The organism is Streptomyces sp. NPDC055239, from assembly GCF_053606205.1.
On the sequence record NZ_JBSGRD010000013.1, the window covers coordinates 18,535 to 36,046 of the forward strand.

Genomic DNA, 17,512 nt, shown 5'->3' on the forward strand with positions numbered 1-17,512 from the left:
CGCGGAAAGGCGGGATTGCCGACGGGCGTGGCAGGCCGGCCGCTCAGTCGAGGTAGTCCTCGGGCCCGCCGTCCCGCACGGTGTCGAGGGTGAAGCAGTGGAACCCGCCGCCGAAGAGGCGGCGGTGCCGGTGCCGTACCGGCACGACGGTGAACTTCGCCTGCTCCAGCGTCCGGATCAGCTCCGGGCTCGACTCGTTGACCAGGACGGTCTCCGGGTCGACGGACAGTACGTTCAGGTCGATGAAGGGGCTGGTCAGGATGAGCGCGTCGTCGTCGTACCGCGGAAAGCTGTTCTGCGTGGGGGTGGGGGCGACGATCCGGTCCCAGCGGCGCAGAGCGGGCGGCAGGGCGTCGGCGACCGCCTCTGAGCGAACGAGCAGCAGGCCGGGGCGCAGGGCGAGCACCATGCTGTCGATGTGACTGTCGCTCAGCCGGTGGACCCGATGGACACGGAACCGGCCTTCCAGGTGGCGCTCCAGCCACGTGACCGCGAGTTCGTGGTTCTCCGTCGAGACGTTCGCGACGATGTCCCGGCCGAGCCGGAGGCACTGGGCAGCGTCGAACATCATCTCCAGACCGACGTCCCAGGGTGAGGGCCGGGGCTCCCCGATGGGCTCGGTCGGTCCGCCGACGGTCGCGGTTCGCACGTAGGACAGGTCGAAGGAAGCGTCCGTCATCAGCGGGCGGGGCATGGTGGTCCAGCGGCAGCCGCGCCGGAAGTACTCCTGGAACAGCGGTTTCAGCAACTGGGTCTCGAAGTAGCGGGAGCGGATCATCGGGGGTGTCTCGATGATCTCGTCGCCGAGGACGAGCGTGTTGTCGCGGATGTTGAGCGGCGGCACGACGGAGGCGGACCAGGCCGGGGTGGTGACCTCGGCGGTCTCGGCGGGCAGGGCGCGGGGGCGGTGGACGGTGACGCCGAGGCCGCGCAGGGTGCCGGCAAGACCTTCGAGGTCCTCGTTCAGCTCGTCGACATAGCGCCGGGCCACCGGCAGCCGCTGCCGGTCGGAGTCCCCGCTCCGCGCGGACAGCCGGGGGTAATACCACTCGGACCGGCCGGGGTTGTCCGCAGCGAGATTGTCGTGGAAGAAGAGATCGAACGAGAGTTCCCGCTCGTGCGAGACGTAGTTCTCGGCGGATCCGACGACGACCTCACGCAGTCGCGACCACTCATCAAAACTGTTCAGAAGCATGCAGTGAACCGCCTACTCGTCGGGGTGGCCGGCCGGCCGCGAACTTCGTAGCGGCCCTCTGATCATCACTCGGCCCGGGCCGCCGCAGGCATCGGCGAGTTCCGCCGTTACGGCACGGAATCCCTTTTCGCCTGCCGGTGCGACACCAAGTGTCAAATATTGAGCACCTGGGATTACGCATACATCTCGGGAACGGTGTCGAGAATAAGGAAGGTCAGGGGTGGACAGTCCCGCGGCCCGCCGGATAGAAAGGCGTGCGGGGCGGGTGGAGGATTGCATCCCACGCCAGCCTTGATGCGGGCCCTCTGTTGATATTCGCTCCCCACGAGCCGTATATTCCGGGCTTTGTCGAATTCGTTCTCTCGCGAGATGAGGAAGGGTCATGGGTGACCCGCTGCACACCGTCTCCACACTGCCCACGTCGCGGCGGCCCGACTGCCCCTTCGACCCTCCGGCGGAGCTGCTCGAAGCCCAGCGCCACGGCCCCCTCAGCCGCTACACGTTCCCCGGCGGACACGTCGGCTGGCTGGTGACGGGGTACGACCTGATCAAGTCGGTACTTTCCGACCCGCGGTTCAGTTCGCGGCGGGAGTTGATGCGTCATCCGACGGTCGACTACGGAGGCCTGGAGCTGCCGCCGGTGCCGCCGGGCGAGTTCCTCCTCATGGACGACCCGCAGCACAGCCGCTACCGGAAGCCGCTGATGGGCAAGTTCACCGTGCGTCGGATGCGGCTGCTCACCGAGCGCGTGGAGCAGATCACCGCCGAACACCTGGACGCCATGGAGGAGTCCGGCCCTCCCGCGGATCTCGTGAGCGCGTTCGCCAATCCGGTCCCGGCCATCATGATCTGTGAGCTCCTCGGCGTTCCGCACGCCGACCGGGCCTCCTTCCAGGCGCAGTTCGAGGCGTTCATGGACGCCGAGGCGCAGGACGAGGACGCGGTCGCCGCCTACACCACGACCCGGCACCGCCTGGGTGAGCTGGTGGCCGCGAAGCGCGCGCACCCTACCGACGACGTGCTCAGTGAGCTCACCGGCAGCGGCCTCACCGACGAGGAACTGCAGGGCATGGCGCTGGTACTGCTCGCGGCCGGCCTCGACACCACGGCGAACATGCTGGCGCTCGGCACGTTCGCGCTGCTGCGCCACCCCGCGCAGCTCGCCGCGCTGCGTGCAGACCCCGGGCTCACGGACCGGGCCGTGGAGGAACTGCTGCGCTACCTCAGCGTCGGCAAGACCTTCATGCGGACGGCGCTGGAGGACGTCCGCCTCGGCGGCCGGACCGTCAGGGCCGGCTCGTCGCTCATCCTGTCCTACAACACGGCGAACCGTGACCCCGAGCGCTTCGCCGACCCGCATGTGCTCGACTTCCAGCGGGAGGGTGGCGGGCACGTGGCCTTCGGGCACGGCATCCACCAGTGCCTGGGCCAGCAACTGGCGCGTGTCGAGATGCGCGTCGGTTTCCCCGCGCTGCTCGCCCGTTTCCCCTCACTGCGGCTCGCCGTACCGGCCGAGGACATCGTCATGCGCACGGAGCTGTCCGACATCCACGGGGTGAAGAGCCTTCCGGTCACGTGGGACGTGTGAACCGTGCGGGCCGCTTGGACGTCGAGCGCCGCATCGGGTCCGGGAGCGAGCGCGCGCCCACAGCGAAGACGTCGCCGTGAACCGTCGCACGCGCCGCGCCCGGCCCGCGCTTCGAAGGTGGCGGTGCCGACTTGACGAGGCGGTGCCGGTTCCTCGTGCGACGGCGCCTCACGTCCGGGGACGGCACTCGCCCCTGCCGCTGCCACGCTTCCCACGCCTGATTCCCGCCGCACGGCCAAGCGCCCACCGGTTCACGCACGCCCCGGCCGCGTGCGGTGCCCCGGGCCGCCGATCAGAACCTCACGGACGGACACAGATCGCGTGACCACCCAGCAGACCACTTCACTCCTTGTCGGCCTGGCCATCATGGTGGTCCTGGCGCGGCTGCTCGGGGCCCTGGCCAGACGTCTGGGCCAGCCTGCGGTGCTCGGTGAGGTCATCGCCGGCATCGCCCTGGGACCCACCCTTTTCCACGGAGCGATATCCGACGCCCTCCTGCCCGACTCGATACGACCCCTGCTCGGCGCCCTGGCAGCGGTCGGTGTCGCCATCTTCATGTTCATCGTCGGACTGGACTGGGATGCGGGCCTGATCCGCGAGAGCGGAGGCATCGCCCCTTGGGTCTCGGTCGGCTCGATCGTGCTGCCCTTCGGCCTGGGCGCTCTCCTGGGGCTCCACCTGGTGCACGACCACGGCACCGGCGACAGGACGGCGTTCATGCTCTTCATGGGCATCGCCATGTCGATCACCGCGTTCCCGGTGCTCGCCCGCATCCTGACCGACCGGGGCATGGCCCGTACCTCGCTGGGCGCCGTGGCCCTGGCCTGCGCCTCCATCGACGACGTCCTCGCCTGGTCCCTGCTCGCCGGTGTGGTCGCACTCAGTGGTGCGGCGGGTACCGACCAGTGGCGGATCCTGCTCACGATCCCCTACCTGCTCGGCATGCTCTTCCTGCTGCGCCCCGCACTACGCCGCATGGCCGACGGCCGGCCCTCGCTGCGGCTCACACCGACCGTCTTCGGCTGCGTTGTGGCGGGCCTGCTGCTGTCGGCCGCCGCAACCGAGTGGATGGGCCTGCACTACATCTTCGGCGCGTTCCTCTTCGGCGTCGTGCTCCCGCGCACCGGCACCGAAGGACTCCGTCGCGAGGTGCACGACCGCCTGGGCCAGATGACCGGCATCCTGCTGCTGCCGTTGTTCTTTTTGGTCACCGGGCTGCAGGTCGATCTCTCCGGGCTCGATGCGAGCATGCTCGGGGATCTCGCGCTCATCCTGTTGGTGGCCGTGGGCGGCAAGTTCGCAGGCGCGTTCGCAGCCGCCCGCCTGAACCGGATGCCGGTGCGGCAGTCAGCCGCGCTGGCCACGCTCATGAACACCCGTGGACTCACCGAACTCATCGTGCTGAACGTGGGACTCCAACTTGGCTTTCTCCGCCAGGAGCTCTACTCGCTCATGGTCGTCATGGCCGTAGTGACGACCGCGATGACCGGTCCGCTGCTGAACTGGCTGCTGGGGCGGCCCACCACCGGCGACATCACCGGTGCCGGTACCGACCCCTCCGTTCAGGCCGCCGAGCGCAGCACCACACGCGAAGGCAGAACAGCCCCCGCCGCATAGACATGCCGGCCGGAAAGCGGCCCCGCACGTCTCTCCGATGAACGCGCACCACCTCCCGCCCGTCGGAACGCGTCGAGTTTCATCGGTGCGCTCGATGCCGCAGTCACAAACGATCGCCCCGGCGTGACTACCGAATAACGGCGGCGGCCTGCGCCGCCGATGCTGGGACTACGCCTGAATTACGGACGGCCGAACACATCGATGAGTCAGTCACACATCATGAGTGAGCCCGCCTAACGCCCACGTGGCCGCCATCATCATGCTCGGCAGCCTCCTCGAAGGCGTCCTGGTTCACGTGGTCCAAGAACGTGATGCATCACTGCTCGGATACAGGTCCCCGGACAACGTGCACTTGGACGCGTTGATCAAGACGTGCCACGACGCAGGCTGGATCGGCTCCGCCGTCGAGCGCGCCTGCATCCGCTACCTCACCGGCCACCTCGCCCAACTCCACTACGACACCGCCCTCGCCCGCGGCTGGCCGATCGCGACCGGTGCACTCGAGGGCGCCTGCCGCCACCTCATCGGCGACCGCCTGGAGATCACCGACCCCCGCTGGCCTGACCGGAGCCGAAGCCATCCTCAAACTCCGCGCCCTCCACGACAACGGCGACTTCGACGCCTACTGGCGCTACCACCTCGCCCGCGAACACCACCGCATCTACGGGGGCCTTGCCCCGGCCGGATCACCCTCGCCGCCTGATCTTCATGCCCGCACTCTGCTGACAGGCGCCGCAGACCTGCCTGCGGCCGCCAACAGACGCGACGGCGTCCATCACTCCCTGACCACGCAGAAGGGATGCCCAACAGGATCGATGAGGACCCGCGCCCTGGCCTCATTATGCGGCTGACGATCCGGCTTGCTCGCGCCCAGCTCCAGCAACCGGGCCTGAGCCTCGTCCAGCTCTTCGTCGACCTTGAAGCAGATGTGAAGCTGCTGGGGGACGGTCTGATCGGGCCAGCTCGGAGCCCGGTAGTCATCGACGCGCTGGAAGCCGATCAAGAGACCATCCCCCCGTTGAGACCGGCGAGGTCGGCATCGGATTTCGGGTGGAGTTCGAGGTCGGTGACCCGCTGATAGAACGCCACCAGGGCCAGCGGATCAGGGCAGTCGAGTGTTATCGCACTCAACTTCATCTGCGGGGACATCGCACCTCCGCGCCGATCATTGGACTTCGCGATGCCCACCCAGAAGCCGCCGCCCGCCTGCTTCGCGACCATCCCTCCAGAGGAGCTACACCCCCGGCAAACAGTCGAGACTTCCGCGTCCAAGGAACGCTCTCGCTCCTACCCTGGCGGTCCGCCGCATCTTCCGATTCGCTCTCTTGGACGGGCTTGGCCCACTCGCGATGGCGCGCGGCCAGGGCCAGCGACAACAGGACCGGGCGGCGCGCCGACCTCCACCACGGCCTCCTCGAACTCGCCTGTGGCATCGTCTGCCTCCGACGACTCCGAACGGCATCTTGAAACGCTCAGTGAGCCGGTGTCAGTGGGGCCGCATAGGGTCCGGCCCATGGCTGACACTGAACTGACGACTCTACTCGGCGTCCTGAACAGCAAGCGCAAGCACGTCCTGGGCATCTTGGAGGGCCTGGACGAGGAGGCGCTGCGGCGCCCGGTTCTACCGTCCGGCTGGACATGCCTTGGGCTGGTGCACCATCTCGCTCTGGACGACGAGAAGTTCTGGTTCCGCGCGGTTGCTGCCGGGGAGCAAGCAGCGATCGAAGAGATCCTCGGGTCCGGGGGGAACGCGTGGCAGCCCGCCCCGGAGAAGACAGCTGAGGAGGTCTTCGCTCTCTACCGCAAGGAAGGGGAGCTCGCCGACGCCTTCCTTGCCGGCGCCGACCTGGAGGCGGCTCCGAGCTGGTGGCCGGACTTCTTCGGTAACTGGCGCCTGGACAACCTGCGCGAGGTCATCCTGCACGTGATCACCGAGACCGCCACCCACGCCGGCCACTTGGACGCCGTGCGCGAACTCATCGACGGCAGGCAGAGGTTGGTCCTCCCTTGACGGGCAAGTCACTCCGCTACGCCCACCAAGATCGTCGGAGGCGAGGTCCAGAGCTCAATTCATTCTGAAACGATCAGTAAGACCGTGCTGGCCAAGAGCACGGCACGAACAACTCAGGTTCCGACTGGGGCAGCTACTTGTTCTTCGGGGGCCCGGGCGGGAACTCCTGCTGAATACCGCTCGGAGTGGTCAGACGCCGGTGTGCAGATGAGCGGCCCAGGTGCTGACCAGCCGCGGGTAACGATCGCGCTGCTCCCGGAGGGCCTTGTCCAGGGCAAGGGCCGCGTCATCTGGGCCGGTGTCGGATTCGTAGAGATGACCGTAGAAGGCCACGGCGACCCGGAGGTCGGCGCTGTCGTTCACCGCCCACAACGTGCCGATGACGTGCGGGAAACCAGTGAGCTGGAACGCTGAGGTGAGATGAATGGCCTCGTCGAGCAGCAAGTCGGCCGCGGTGGCGGCGGTGCTGCAGGCGGACAGATAGGCGAGTCGGCCCTGCGCAAGCGTGAGGGTGTTGGCGGCGGGGTGCGTTGCGGCGGGCGGGCGCGGCTCGTGGCAGAGGGGCGGTCAGTTGCGGAAGGGGCCTGTGACTTCGTAGGTGATGCCGCCGGACGAGCTGCCGCTCGTACCACGCTGGCTGGAGAAGTACAGGCGCTTGCCGTCCGGAGAGAAGGCCGGGCCGCAGATCTCTGAGGAGGACTGGCCGGTGATCCGCAGGAACGTCGCGACCACGTCGTCCGGCGTGATGACGCAGATCTCCATGTTCCCGCCGTCTTCCGCGACGTAAAGGTCGCCGGAGGACGAGCCGGTGACGTTGTCGACGCCGGTCAGCGGGGCTCCGCCACCGACGACCAGGGAGTCGTCATAGGCCAGCTCATAGGTGCTGGCAGCCACGTTGAGCTGCCAGACGCGGCCATCGCCCTTGGTGGTGAACCAGACGGTGTCGTTGGCGTAGTGGCAGCCCTCTCCGCCGTTGAACAGCTTGGCGCCGGAGACCTGGTCGCGGGTGGGGGTGGGCGAGCCGTCCGGGTCGGGCACGGTCGCCCAGGTGAAGCTGCCGGAGGCGGCTGTTCCGGCTTTGAGGACCTGGAGCGTGCCCGCCGACAGGTTGCCCCATGTGGACGGGACGAACCGGTAGAAGCAGCCGTCCGACGCGTCCTCGGTCAGGTAGATCACCTTGCGGACCGGGTCGGCGGCCGCCGCCTCGTGGTTGAAGCGGCCCATGGCATCGCGGCGCACGGCGGCGTTCACGCCCCACGGGTCGGTTTCGTAGACGTAGCCGGTGCTGACCTCCTCGCAGGACAGCCAGGTGTTCCAGGGGGTCGCCCCGCCGGCGCAGTTGCGATTGGTGTTGGACAGGATCCGATACGAGCCGGTGACGGAGCCGGCCGAGTTGAGTTTGATCGCGCCCGCGCCGCCGGTGGAGGAAATCTCCGAGTTGGAGACGTAGATCCAGCCCGTGCCGTCGGCGAAACAGGCACCGCCGTCGGGGGCGTCGTGCCAGGTGTAGGTGGTGGAGCCGACCTTCTGGCCGGATCGGGCGATCACCCGGCTGGTGAAGCCGCCGGGCAGCTGGATGCCGTTGGAGTCTGCCGCGCCGAGCGCGCCGTACGGGCCGGGGCCTTTCTGCGCCGGCGCGGCGTAGGCCGCGCCCTGCATGAGCGTGTACCCGAATGCCGCTGCCGTGCCGCCGACGACTGCTCCACGCAGGAAACTACGACGTTCCACTTGATCACTCCAGGGGTTCGTGACCGTCCCTGCCGCACCGGTCGGGCGGCGGGGTCGCGAGGGGCGCTTGCGGAACCTAAGAGACCCGGATTGACGGTGCATCAACAATCGATGACGTGGAAACGTCTGCTGTAGGCCTGTTGCGCCGCACCCTTTGCCCGAACCTGCCGCCTCGCCGGTGATCGACCTTGACGGCGGCACGGCTGATCTCGGTGCCCCGCGCGTTCCTCGACGCGGCCGCCCGTACCCTCACGGACGACAGCGGGATCGCCGCCGGCGGGGACGACGAACCCCGTATTGAACCCGACCGGCCCGGCTGGTTGCGCGCCCGGGAGCCGATCACGGACGCCGTCCCGGCCGCCGCCACACCCGAGCGCCACGTGCCGGTTCAGGACGTGAGAAAGCGATTTCCTCGTTCACCGTGCTCCGTTCTGTGCGGGCGGCGGTGCGCGGCGAATTCAGGTCAGCCGTACACCAAAATTGGTCCAGACCTTGACAGGTCCAGACCATTTCGCTTGAGTCACCGACACCCCCGTGGCGGAGTGCAGCCAGCCTCCAGCCCGCCCGATAGGAGATGCCGCGTGATCAAACGTCTCATCAGTTTCGCAGCAGCGTTAGGTGCGCTCTGCGCGATGATCGTCCTTGGCCCGGCCGCCGCCACGGCGTCCGCCGCCGCGTGCGCAACCCCCTGGAACTCCTCCTCCGTCTACACGGGCGGCAACACCGCCTCGTACAACGGGCACAACTGGACCGCCAAGTGGTGGACCCAGAACGAGACGCCGGGCCGCACCGACGTCTGGACGGACGCGGGCACCTGCGGCGGTGGCACCGACCCGGGCAACCCCGACCCGTCAGGCTTCGTGGTCAGCGAGGCGCAGTTCAACCAGATGTTCCCGGGCCGGAACTCATTCTACACATACAAGGGCCTGACCGACGCACTCAAGGCGTACCCGGCCTTCGCCAACACCGGCAGCGACACCATCAAGCGCCAGGAGGCGGCGGCGTTCCTCGCCAACGTCCACCACGAGACCGGCGGTCTGGTCCACATCGTCGAGCAGAACCAGGCCAACTACCCGCACTACTGCGACGCCAACCAGCCCTACGGCTGCCCCGCGGGACAGGCCGCGTACTACGGCCGCGGTCCGATCCAGCTCAGCTGGAACTTCAACTACAAGGCCGCGGGCGACGCGCTCGGCATCGATCTCCTGCGCAACCCCTACCTGGTGGAGCGCGACCCGGCGGTCGCCTGGAAGACCGGTCTTTGGTACTGGAACACGCAGTCGGGTCCGGGCACCATGACGCCGCACAACGCCATGGTCAACAGCCGCGGTTTCGGTGAGACCATCCGCGCCATCAACGGCAGCCTGGAGTGCAACGGCGGCAACCCCGGCCAGGTCCAGAGCCGGGTCGACCGCTACAAGCAGTTCACCCAGGTCCTCGGCACCACGCCGGGCTCCAACCTGAGCTGCTGACCTTCCTTCTCCGCTCCTTCTCCGCGCACGACGGTCGGGCGGCCCTGATCCCGTATCAGGTCCGTCCGGCTCCGCGCGTCGCGCCCTGCTCCGGTGGCAGCAGCCAGAACGGAACACCGGATGCCGGGCCCACTCGGCCGCGAACTCGGTGACACCCATTCCCCAGCACGCGCCAGGCGCCGCTCCTTCTCTCCGGGGCACGTAGGCAAGCACCGGTCCAGGTGGCGATGCGGTGTCGCAGGAGGTCCAGCACCCGGGCGCGGCCCTCCACCACGCCGCTTGCGGCATCAGCCGATGCGGACAGGTCGAGCCCTGGTGGCCAGAGGATCCCCCGTCGGTTCCGCCAACAGATCCGCGTCGTTTCGTGAGGTACCCGAGTGCGAACTCCCGTTCCCGAAGGAGGTACATTGCGTAGCGACCACCGCGGGAGCTCGGGAGTAGCCGGGCTGAGAGGGCGGACGGGACTTGCTCCCCTTTCCGCCGACCGCATGAACCTGGACCGGGTAATGCCGGCGTAGGAAGAGTGTTGACGATGGATACTGCCTCCATACCTGCCCGGCACGGCACTGCCGTTTCCCGTGATGCCGTGGCGAATGTGATCGCGTCTCTGCGGACCTCCGCACCCCTTGTGCACTGCCTGACCAACGTCGTGGTGTCGCAGTTCACCGCGAACGTGCTGCTCGCGGCGGGGGCTGCCCCCGCGATGGTGCACAGCGCGGAGGAGGCCGGAGCGCTGGCCCGGGTGGCCGGGGGTGTCCTGGTCAACCTGGGAACGGTGACGTCCGTGACGGCGGCGGCGATGCGCGTCGCGGTCACAGAAGCGGCCGGGGCCGGACAGCCATGGGTGCTCGACCCGGTGGCGGTCGGCCCGCTGCCCTGGCGCACCGAGCTCGCCCACGAACTGCTGGAGAGCGCACCCCCAGCGGTCGTTCGCGGCAATGCTTCCGAGATCCTGGCACTGGACGGCGGCACGGGCGGGCGCGGCGTGGACAGCACGGACGCCCCCGAGGCGGCGCTGGCCGCGGCGGGCGCGCTGGCCCGGCGCTACGGCTGCGCGGTCGCGGTGAGCGGTCCCCAGGACGTTCTCACGGACGGGACGCGAGTGGTGCGCCTGGCCAACGGGCACCCGCTGCTGACTCTGGTGACGGGAACGGGCTGCTCACTCGGCGCCCTGGTGGCCGCCTGCACAGCCGTCACCGGCGACGCGCTGCTGGCCGCCACCGCCGCGACCGGTCTGCTCACCGTGGCCGCGGAGGACGCCGCCACCCGCTCTGCGGGGCCCGGCACGTTCGCGGTCGCCCTGATCGACGCGCTGTACGAGCTCAGCCCTGAGCGGCTCGCCGAGGCTCTCAGCCTGCGCTGAGCATGCGCGTACTGCGGGGTCCTGCGTGAGCAGTGGCCCGGACGCCACCCACTGCACCATGCCCGCCCGCCCCGGGGCGGCGGCCCCAACACCGAGTCGGGCTGCCCTGTCCCCCCTCTCGCCCCTGTGAACAACTCACGGTCCCTGCACGGCAGGGCCTGCCTTCCCCCGTACCTCCGATGCGTTTCCCACGCCTTTCCCCGGCCGGGAGCCCCCAAGGAGTAACCCATGCGACCTCCTCTGGACCTGTCCCTGTATCTCGTGACCGACACCAGGCTCTGCGGCCGCCGCGGTGTCGGCCCTACCGTTGCGGCGGCTGTCAAGGGCGGCGTGACCGCCGTCCAGTTGCGCGATCCGGACGCGGACGCCCGCACGCTGTTCTCGCTCGGCCGGGCGATCCAGGCCGAACTCGCGGGCACGGGGCTCCCCTTGATCGTCAACGATCGTCTGGACGTGGCGGTCTGGTTGGACGCGGACGGCGTCCACCTCGGGCAGCGGGACGTCTCCCCCGAGAGCGCCCGGCGCCAGCTCGGTCCCCATGCGCACATCGGCCTGTCCGTCAGCCGTCCCGAGCAGCTGGCGCACGTGCCGGACGCCGTCGACCACCTCGGTGTCGGTCCGGTGTTCGCGCAGTCCACCAAGCCGGACGCGGACGCCCCGCTCGGTCTGGGCGGCCTGGCCCGGATCGTGAGGGAGAGCACGCTGCCCTGCGTGGCCATAGGCGGGATCGGCGTGTCCGAGGCCGCCGCGGTCATGAGAAGCGGCGTGGCCGGGATCGCTGTCGTCAGCGCGGTCTGCGGGCAGCCCGACCCCGAGGCCGCAGCCCATTCCCTCGTACGCACCCTGCGACAGGAGATCCCCGCGTGACCAGCCCGCCCATCGCCCTCACCATCGCTGCCAGCGACCCCTCCGGCGGCGCCGGGATACAAGCGGACTTGAAGGCGTTCTCCGCCAACGGCGCCTACGGAACAGCAGTTCTGACCGCCCTGACCGCACAGAACACTTTGGGCGTCACCGGCATCCATGCCGTTCCCCCGGCGTTCGTCACCGAGCAGCTCGACACGCTGTTCGCCGACGTCCCGGTGGACGCCGTCAAGATCGGAATGCTGGCCGACGCCGCCATCGCCGCAGCCGTCGCAGAAGCCCTGGAGCGGCACCGCCCCCGGTGCGTCGTCCTCGACCCCGTCATGGTCTCGACCAGCGGCCACCGCCTCCTCGAGACCGATGCGGTGACGGTGCTGCGCGAGCGTCTCCTGCCTCTCGCCGACCTCATCACCCCCAACCTCCCCGAGGCCGGCGACCTCCTGGGCACCGCCGCCGCAACCAACCGCGCAGAAGCCATCGAGCAGGCCCACGCACTCCTCGAAACCGGCGCCCGGCGCGTCCTCCTCAAGGGCGGCCACCACACGCACGACACACAATCCGTGGACATCCTCGTCGACGCCACGCACGCCACAGGCGCCGGTGCCGCGGGCGTCACCGAGCTGTCCGCACCTCGCGTCAACACGCGCAACACCCATGGCACCGGCTGCACCCTCTCCGCCGCGATCGCCGCCCTGCGCCCGCAGCACGACGACTGGCACACCACCGTCAGTGCCGCGAAGGCGTACCTGACCGGGGCCCTGCGCGCGGCCGACACCCTGCACATCGGCCGCGGCCACGGACCCGTCCACCACTTCCACCAGTACTGGAGCTGAGCCCCATGACCAACACGTTCTGCGACGAGCTGTGGACGGCCACGGCCGAGATACGTGCGGCCATCGACAAGCTGCCGTTCGTCATTGCCCTCGGCGACGGCACCCTGGACCGGGAGAAGTTCGTCTACTACCTGGCCCAGGACGCCCACTACCTGCGCGGCTATGCCCGCGCGCTGGCCAGCGCCGCCGCGAAGGCGGACCGGCCCCAGGACATCGCGTTCTTCGCGAAGTCCGCCCACGACGCCGTGGTGGTCGAAAGCTCCCTGCACGAGAGCAACGTCGTCGACGTCGACGCCTGGACGCCCTCCCCCACCGGCACCGGATACACCTCCTACCTGCTCTCCGTGGCTCACACCCAGGGCTATCCGGAGCTGGCCGCCGCGGTCCTGCCCTGCTTCTGGATCTACGCCGAGGTGGGCCGGGCGCTCCTCGATGTGACCGGCGACCTTTCCACCCACCCCTACGGCGACTGGATCGGCACGTACGCCGACGAGGAGTTCGAAGCCGCCACCGAACACGCCCGGCAGATCGTCAACCGGCTTGCGGACCAGGCCGACCCGGCCACCCGCGCACGGATGCGTACGGTCTTCACCACCGCGTCCACCTGGGAGTGGATGTTCTGGGACGCCGCCTGGCGCATGGAGTCCTGGCCCGTCGGCGCCGCTCCTGTCCAGGTTTCGGAGCCCGCGAAGTGACGACCACCACCGAACCCACCACCCCGGGACCGGGCCCGGCGAACGAGGCGCCCCTCACCCTCGACCAGCCCACACCCAAGGTCCTCAGCGGCCTGGACCAAGGCACCTTCTGGGCCAACCTGGGCGTCAGCCTGCTCGGCTTCAGCGGCATGCTGGTCGTCCTCGACCCCCTTGGCACCGGCAGTCCGACCCTGTCGTTCGCCGCGGCCGTCACCGCGTCCGTCGTCGGCACCCTGATCGGCACCCTCGCCCTGGGCCTCGCCGCCATCACCGGGGCCCGTACCGGCGCGCCCTCGATGGTCCTGCTGCGCGGCCTGTTCGGCGCGAAGGCGTCCTACCTGCCCACCGTCCTCAACGTGCTGCAGATGGTCGGCTGGGCCGTCTTCGAGCTGGTGGTCATCTCCACCGGCCTGAAGATCCTGGCCCGCCAGGCCTTCGGCGAGCCAGGACCCGGCTGGCTGTACGTACTCGTCGCGGGCGCGGTGACGACAGCGCTCACCCTGCGCCCGCTCGGCGCCCTGCGCCTCATCCGCCGCTACGTCACCATCGCCGTCGTCCTGGCCATCTGCTACCTGGGCTGGGACCTGGCCGGCCGCGGCATTCCGATGGAGGGCGGCTCATGGAAGGACTTCTGGTTCGCCACCGACAGCGTGATCGCCGTGTCAATCTCCTGGCTGCCGTTGGTCGCCGACTACTCGCGGCACTCCCGCAGCGAGAAGGAGGCATTCGGCGGCCTGGTCATCGGCCAGACCCTCGCGGGCGTCGCGGGCTCGGTCCTCGGCGTGGCCGCCCTCGCCATGATCGCGTTCGACACCACCGACCCGTACAAGGTCTTCGACCCTTTCACCGCCACCAGCGTCGGCGTGATCTGCTTCGGTGTCCTGGTCCTGCGCGAGGTCGACCAGTCCTTCGCCAACGTCTACTCCACCGCCGTCTCCGCCCAGAACCTGCTGCCCCGGGCCGACCGCCGCGTCCTGTGCCTGATCAGCGGCACCCTGGCCACCGCCCTCGCCCTTCTGGTGAACATGGACAGCTACGCCAGCTTCCTCTACCTGATCGGCGCGGTCTTCATCCCGATGTTCGCCGTCCTCGTCGTGGACTTCTTCGTCCTCGGCGGCCACCGCACCTGGGACGTCTCCGAACAGGCCCCCACCCGCCGGATCATGCTGCTGCCCTGGGCACTCGGCTTCGCCACCTACCAACTGATCGCACCGACGAACATCGCCGGCTGGTCCGACTTCTGGGCCTGGCTGCAGGACGCCGTAGGCTTCACCGTCCAGCCTTGGATGAGCGCCTCCCTGCTCTCCTTCGCGGTAGCTGCCCTCACCACCCTCGCCGTGGGCCACAGGCGCCGACACGTTTCAACTTCGCCCGGGCGGCACCCCGGGTAGTGACACGTAGCACCACGGGTGCTACCGGCCAGGGACACCTCGGGGCACGCCGCCGCATGCACGGCCGCCCCACCCGATGCCATCCGGCAACCGGGGCAGGCGACGTGTGGCGGCCACCCAACGCGCCCGCGGGGGCTGATCTAGGAACACACTGAGACCGAAAGATGCCCTCCTTCTCGCCCCACGGTCCGGTCGACCGACTCAGCCAGGACCTGGACGTGGCCGCCGAGAATCCGGTGCCTACGGCGCGCCGTAGGCCGCGTCCAGGCCGATCAGGGAGACGACCAGGCCAGGACGTCACGGCTATCCGTTGATGATTGCCATCAATGCTGCAGTGAAGGGCGCGGGGTCCAGGTCGCCACGGATGGCTAGTTGCTGGCTGTAGCTGATGCAGACGGCCGCGAACCCTTCGGCGATCTGCTCGGCGTACTGCCTTCGATGGTCAGGCACCAATTCGGCCACCGTGGCCCTCATGGCGGCGAGCTGCTGTCGGACGACGGCCGCCAGCTGCGGCGACACCGCTGCTTCGGCGTAGATCTGGGCTACCAACCGGGCGTGGCCTGTCTCGCGCGCACGGGCGCGTACGTGTTCGAGGAAGCCCGCGACAGCCTCGACGGTGAGCGCCTTCGGCAGGGCTTCGCCGCCCTGTTCGCAGACTGCGACGACGATGTCGTCCTTGCTGGTGAAGTAGCGGTAGATGGCCCCGTTGGAGAGTCCGGACTCGGTGACGATGTCGGCCATGGACGTGCGGGCGAAACCGTGACTGGTGAACCGGGCCCGGGCGGCGTCCACGATCTGCCGACGGCGGGCGTCCATGTATTCCTGACTTACCTTCGGCATAAAAAAGAGTGACCCCTCGTTTTTCTTTGCTACGGTGGATGAGCCTACCGCACCACCGCACACCAGGAGCTTTCATGCGCTACCGGACCTTTGGCCGACTGACCGGACTGCGCGTGTCGGAGTACGCACTCGGGACGGCGAACTTCAGTACCTCGAACACCGGCGCCGGCCCTGAGGGCTCGCGGCAGATCTTCGAGGCTTTCGTCGCCGCAGGCGGCACCACGTTCGATACCTCCAACCTCTACCAGGGCGGACAAGCCGAAACCATGCTCGGCGGACTGCTCGGCGGCCAACGGGACGACTTTGTCGTCATCACCAAGTACAGCGGAACGCGGCAGCAGCATCCCCGCCCGGGCACCACCGGCAACAGCCGCAAGACCATGGTCCGCTCTCTGGAGGCGAGCCTGCGCCGACTCGACACCGACTACGTAGATGTCTTCATGCCGCACTTCCCCGACGGAACCACCCCGATCGAGGAGATCCTGGCCGGGTTCGACGACCTGATCCGCTCCGGCAAGGTCCTTCACGGCGCCCTGTCCAACTTCCCCGCCTGGCGGGTCGCCGGCGCCGCAGTGCAGGCGGACGTCCAGGGCCTGGCCCCGTTGGTCGGCATCCAGACCCAGTACAGCCTGGCCGAACGCTCCGCCGAACGGGAACTGCTGCCGATGGCGCAGGCACACGGCCTGGGCGCGTTCCTCTACTCACCTCTTGCCGGAGGACTGCTCACCGGCAAGTACCGACAGGGCGAACAGGGCCGGTTGAGCGCTCGCGGCGACACGATCGAGGGCAGCGCGCAGCGCACCGCCGTCGTGGACTCCGTACTCGCAATCGCCGACGAGAACGGCACAAGCCCCATCCAGGTCGCCCTGGCCTGGCTCCGCCGCCGAGCCGCACAAGCCCACACCGCCATGATCCCGATCGTCGGCCCCCGCACCCTGACACAGTTGGAGGACTACCTGCGGTCGCTCCAACTCGAACTCAGCGACCAGCACTACCAGCATCTGGACCAGATCAGCGCAGTCCGCATGGGAACCCCGCACGAGGACGTCGCGGCCGCCCTGGAACACGGCTTCGACGGCGATCGCACACTTCTCGAACCTCTCACCGTTCCCGTCGCGTGACCATCACAGGACTTATGTCGCACCCTCCACTTCGTTCGCGGCACCACCTTCGCCGAGGGCGCCTTGAAGATCTGCACCAGCTACTCGGTTCCGGGTCAAGGGCGGCATCATTCCCGCGGTCTGAGCCGCATCCCCACACAAGAATCGAGGAGAGACACCATGAACTTCACCCTGACATCACTGATCGTGGACGCCGCGGACCTGGAGAGCGAGAGTTCGTTCTGGCACCGGCTTCTCGGCGGCTCGATCACGAGGACGGCAACGCACAGTTTTCTGCAGATCGACGGCTTCCCCGTGATCGTGATCCAGCACGCTCCGCAGCATGTGCCACCGCAGTGGCTCGAAGGCGCCTCCCCCCAGATGCACTTCGACCTCACTACGGACGACGCGGGGACTGCGGACAAGAGCGTGCTTGACGCTGGCGGCCGACGGCTGCGGCCGACAGACGATGTCGTCGCCTCAGCACAGCAGGGCTCCCGGGTGTATGCCAGCCCGGCCGGACACCCCTTCTGTCTCCGCTCGGCCTGACCCTGAAACCGAGCATGAAGCCAACACGGCGGCGCCATTTCGACGAACGGCACGACAGGTCTGGTGCGCCGACCGTCAGTCCTCATCGTCCTCGACGTCCTCTGGGGCACGGAAGGGGCGCAGGCCCTGGCCGGGGCCGCTGGCCTTGACCCTGAACAGGCAGCGGCCCAGGAAGCTGATGTGCCGGTGCTTGAGCGGGAAGAGTGGTGACGCCGGGTCCGTACATATGGAGCGTCCGTGCTCAGTACCATCAGCGTCCCAGAGCA

General features: G+C 68.7%; 15 protein-coding genes, 3 pseudogenes and 1 riboswitch. Of the genes and pseudogenes, 13 read left to right on the top strand and 5 right to left on the bottom strand.

What is annotated here, in order from left to right; all coding sequences use genetic code 11:
* Positions 1-43: 43 nt before the first annotated feature.
* The gene (locus ACWFRJ_RS33325; RefSeq protein ID WP_453539462.1) at positions 44-1,195 is read right to left on the bottom strand and encodes a glycine amidinotransferase; all 1,152 of its coding nucleotides are present in this window, start codon (positions 1,193-1,195) and stop codon (positions 44-46) included.
* Positions 1,196-1,577: 382 nt separating this feature from the next.
* Between ACWFRJ_RS33325 and ACWFRJ_RS33330 the strand changes: the two genes are divergently transcribed.
* The 3 genes and pseudogenes from ACWFRJ_RS33330 to ACWFRJ_RS33340 all read left to right on the top strand — a co-directional run.
* The gene (locus tag ACWFRJ_RS33330) at positions 1,578-2,783 is read left to right on the top strand and encodes a cytochrome P450 (RefSeq protein WP_453539465.1); all 1,206 of its coding nucleotides are present in this window, start codon (positions 1,578-1,580) and stop codon (positions 2,781-2,783) included.
* Positions 2,784-3,104: 321 nt separating this feature from the next.
* The gene (locus ACWFRJ_RS33335; protein ID WP_453539468.1) at positions 3,105-4,400 is read left to right on the top strand and encodes a cation:proton antiporter; all 1,296 of its coding nucleotides are present in this window, start codon (positions 3,105-3,107) and stop codon (positions 4,398-4,400) included.
* Between the two features lie 415 nt (positions 4,401-4,815).
* Positions 4,816-5,065, top strand: a pseudogene (locus tag ACWFRJ_RS33340) (ISKra4 family transposase); the annotation flags it as partial.
* Between the two features lie 110 nt (positions 5,066-5,175).
* Here ACWFRJ_RS33340 and ACWFRJ_RS33345 read toward each other — a convergent pair.
* Positions 5,176-5,549: pseudogene (locus tag ACWFRJ_RS33345) on the bottom strand (VOC family protein).
* A gap of 364 nt (positions 5,550-5,913) precedes the next feature.
* Here ACWFRJ_RS33345 and ACWFRJ_RS33350 point away from each other — a divergent pair.
* A complete protein-coding gene (locus ACWFRJ_RS33350) occupies positions 5,914-6,411 on the top strand; it encodes a DinB family protein (RefSeq protein WP_453539471.1) in 498 nt (165 codons plus the stop codon).
* Positions 6,412-6,600: 189 nt separating this feature from the next.
* Here ACWFRJ_RS33350 and ACWFRJ_RS33355 read toward each other — a convergent pair.
* Both ACWFRJ_RS33355 and ACWFRJ_RS33360 read right to left on the bottom strand, forming a co-directional pair.
* Positions 6,601-6,909 (bottom strand): annotated as a pseudogene (locus ACWFRJ_RS33355) (CHAT domain-containing protein); the annotation flags it as partial.
* Between the two features lie 69 nt (positions 6,910-6,978).
* Entirely contained in the window at positions 6,979-8,139 is a 1,161-nt protein-coding gene (locus ACWFRJ_RS33360; protein WP_453539474.1) for an alkaline phosphatase PhoX, read from the bottom strand.
* Positions 8,140-8,771: 632 nt separating this feature from the next.
* Here ACWFRJ_RS33360 and ACWFRJ_RS33365 point away from each other — a divergent pair.
* The 6 genes from ACWFRJ_RS33365 to ACWFRJ_RS33390 all read left to right on the top strand — a co-directional run bounded on the left by ACWFRJ_RS33365 (position 8,772) and on the right by ACWFRJ_RS33390 (position 14,757).
* Positions 8,772-9,611, top strand: coding sequence for a glycoside hydrolase family 19 protein (locus ACWFRJ_RS33365; protein ID WP_453540231.1), 840 nt, complete (start codon positions 8,772-8,774; stop codon positions 9,609-9,611).
* Between the two features lie 413 nt (positions 9,612-10,024).
* Positions 10,025-10,150: riboswitch (TPP riboswitch) on the top strand.
* 47 nt (positions 10,151-10,197) lie between these two features.
* Positions 10,198-10,974 carry a hydroxyethylthiazole kinase gene (gene thiM, locus ACWFRJ_RS33370; RefSeq protein ID WP_453539477.1) on the top strand — a complete coding sequence of 259 codons (777 nt, stop codon included), beginning with the start codon at positions 10,198-10,200 and terminating at the stop codon, positions 10,972-10,974.
* A gap of 228 nt (positions 10,975-11,202) precedes the next feature.
* Positions 11,203-11,841 carry a thiamine phosphate synthase gene (gene thiE / locus ACWFRJ_RS33375; protein ID WP_453539480.1) on the top strand — a complete coding sequence of 213 codons (639 nt, stop codon included), beginning with the start codon at positions 11,203-11,205 and terminating at the stop codon, positions 11,839-11,841.
* The gene (thiD, locus tag ACWFRJ_RS33380; RefSeq protein ID WP_453539483.1) at positions 11,838-12,671 is read left to right on the top strand and encodes a bifunctional hydroxymethylpyrimidine kinase/phosphomethylpyrimidine kinase; all 834 of its coding nucleotides are present in this window, start codon (positions 11,838-11,840) and stop codon (positions 12,669-12,671) included. Before thiE ends, thiD begins: the two co-directional genes overlap by 4 nt.
* 5 nt (positions 12,672-12,676) lie before the next feature.
* Positions 12,677-13,366 (top strand): thiaminase II, encoded by a 690-nt coding sequence (gene tenA, locus ACWFRJ_RS33385; protein WP_453539486.1) that lies wholly within the window; start codon positions 12,677-12,679, stop codon positions 13,364-13,366.
* Complete coding sequence (locus tag ACWFRJ_RS33390) at positions 13,363-14,757, top strand: purine-cytosine permease family protein (protein WP_453539489.1); 1,395 nt, start codon at positions 13,363-13,365, stop codon at positions 14,755-14,757. The genes tenA and ACWFRJ_RS33390 overlap by 4 nt, the downstream gene beginning before the upstream one ends.
* A gap of 303 nt (positions 14,758-15,060) precedes the next feature.
* Here ACWFRJ_RS33390 and ACWFRJ_RS33395 read toward each other — a convergent pair whose 3' ends face one another.
* Positions 15,061-15,597, bottom strand: a complete 537-nt coding sequence (locus tag ACWFRJ_RS33395) for a TetR/AcrR family transcriptional regulator (protein ID WP_453539492.1) — start codon at positions 15,595-15,597, stop codon at positions 15,061-15,063.
* 74 nt (positions 15,598-15,671) lie between these two features.
* Here ACWFRJ_RS33395 and ACWFRJ_RS33400 point away from each other — a divergent pair, with 74 nt between their 5' ends.
* The 3 genes from ACWFRJ_RS33400 (at position 15,672) to ACWFRJ_RS33410 (ending at position 17,456) form a co-directional block, all read left to right on the top strand.
* On the top strand, positions 15,672-16,718 hold the full coding sequence (locus ACWFRJ_RS33400) for an aldo/keto reductase (RefSeq protein WP_453539495.1): 1,047 nt from the start codon (positions 15,672-15,674) through the stop codon (positions 16,716-16,718).
* A 159-nt stretch (positions 16,719-16,877) separates the two neighbouring features.
* Positions 16,878-17,246, top strand: coding sequence for a VOC family protein (locus tag ACWFRJ_RS33405; RefSeq protein WP_453539498.1), 369 nt, complete (start codon positions 16,878-16,880; stop codon positions 17,244-17,246).
* A gap of 63 nt (positions 17,247-17,309) precedes the next feature.
* On the top strand, positions 17,310-17,456 hold the full coding sequence (locus tag ACWFRJ_RS33410) for a hypothetical protein (RefSeq protein ID WP_453539501.1): 147 nt from the start codon (positions 17,310-17,312) through the stop codon (positions 17,454-17,456).
* The last annotated feature ends 56 nt before the right edge of the window (positions 17,457-17,512 follow it).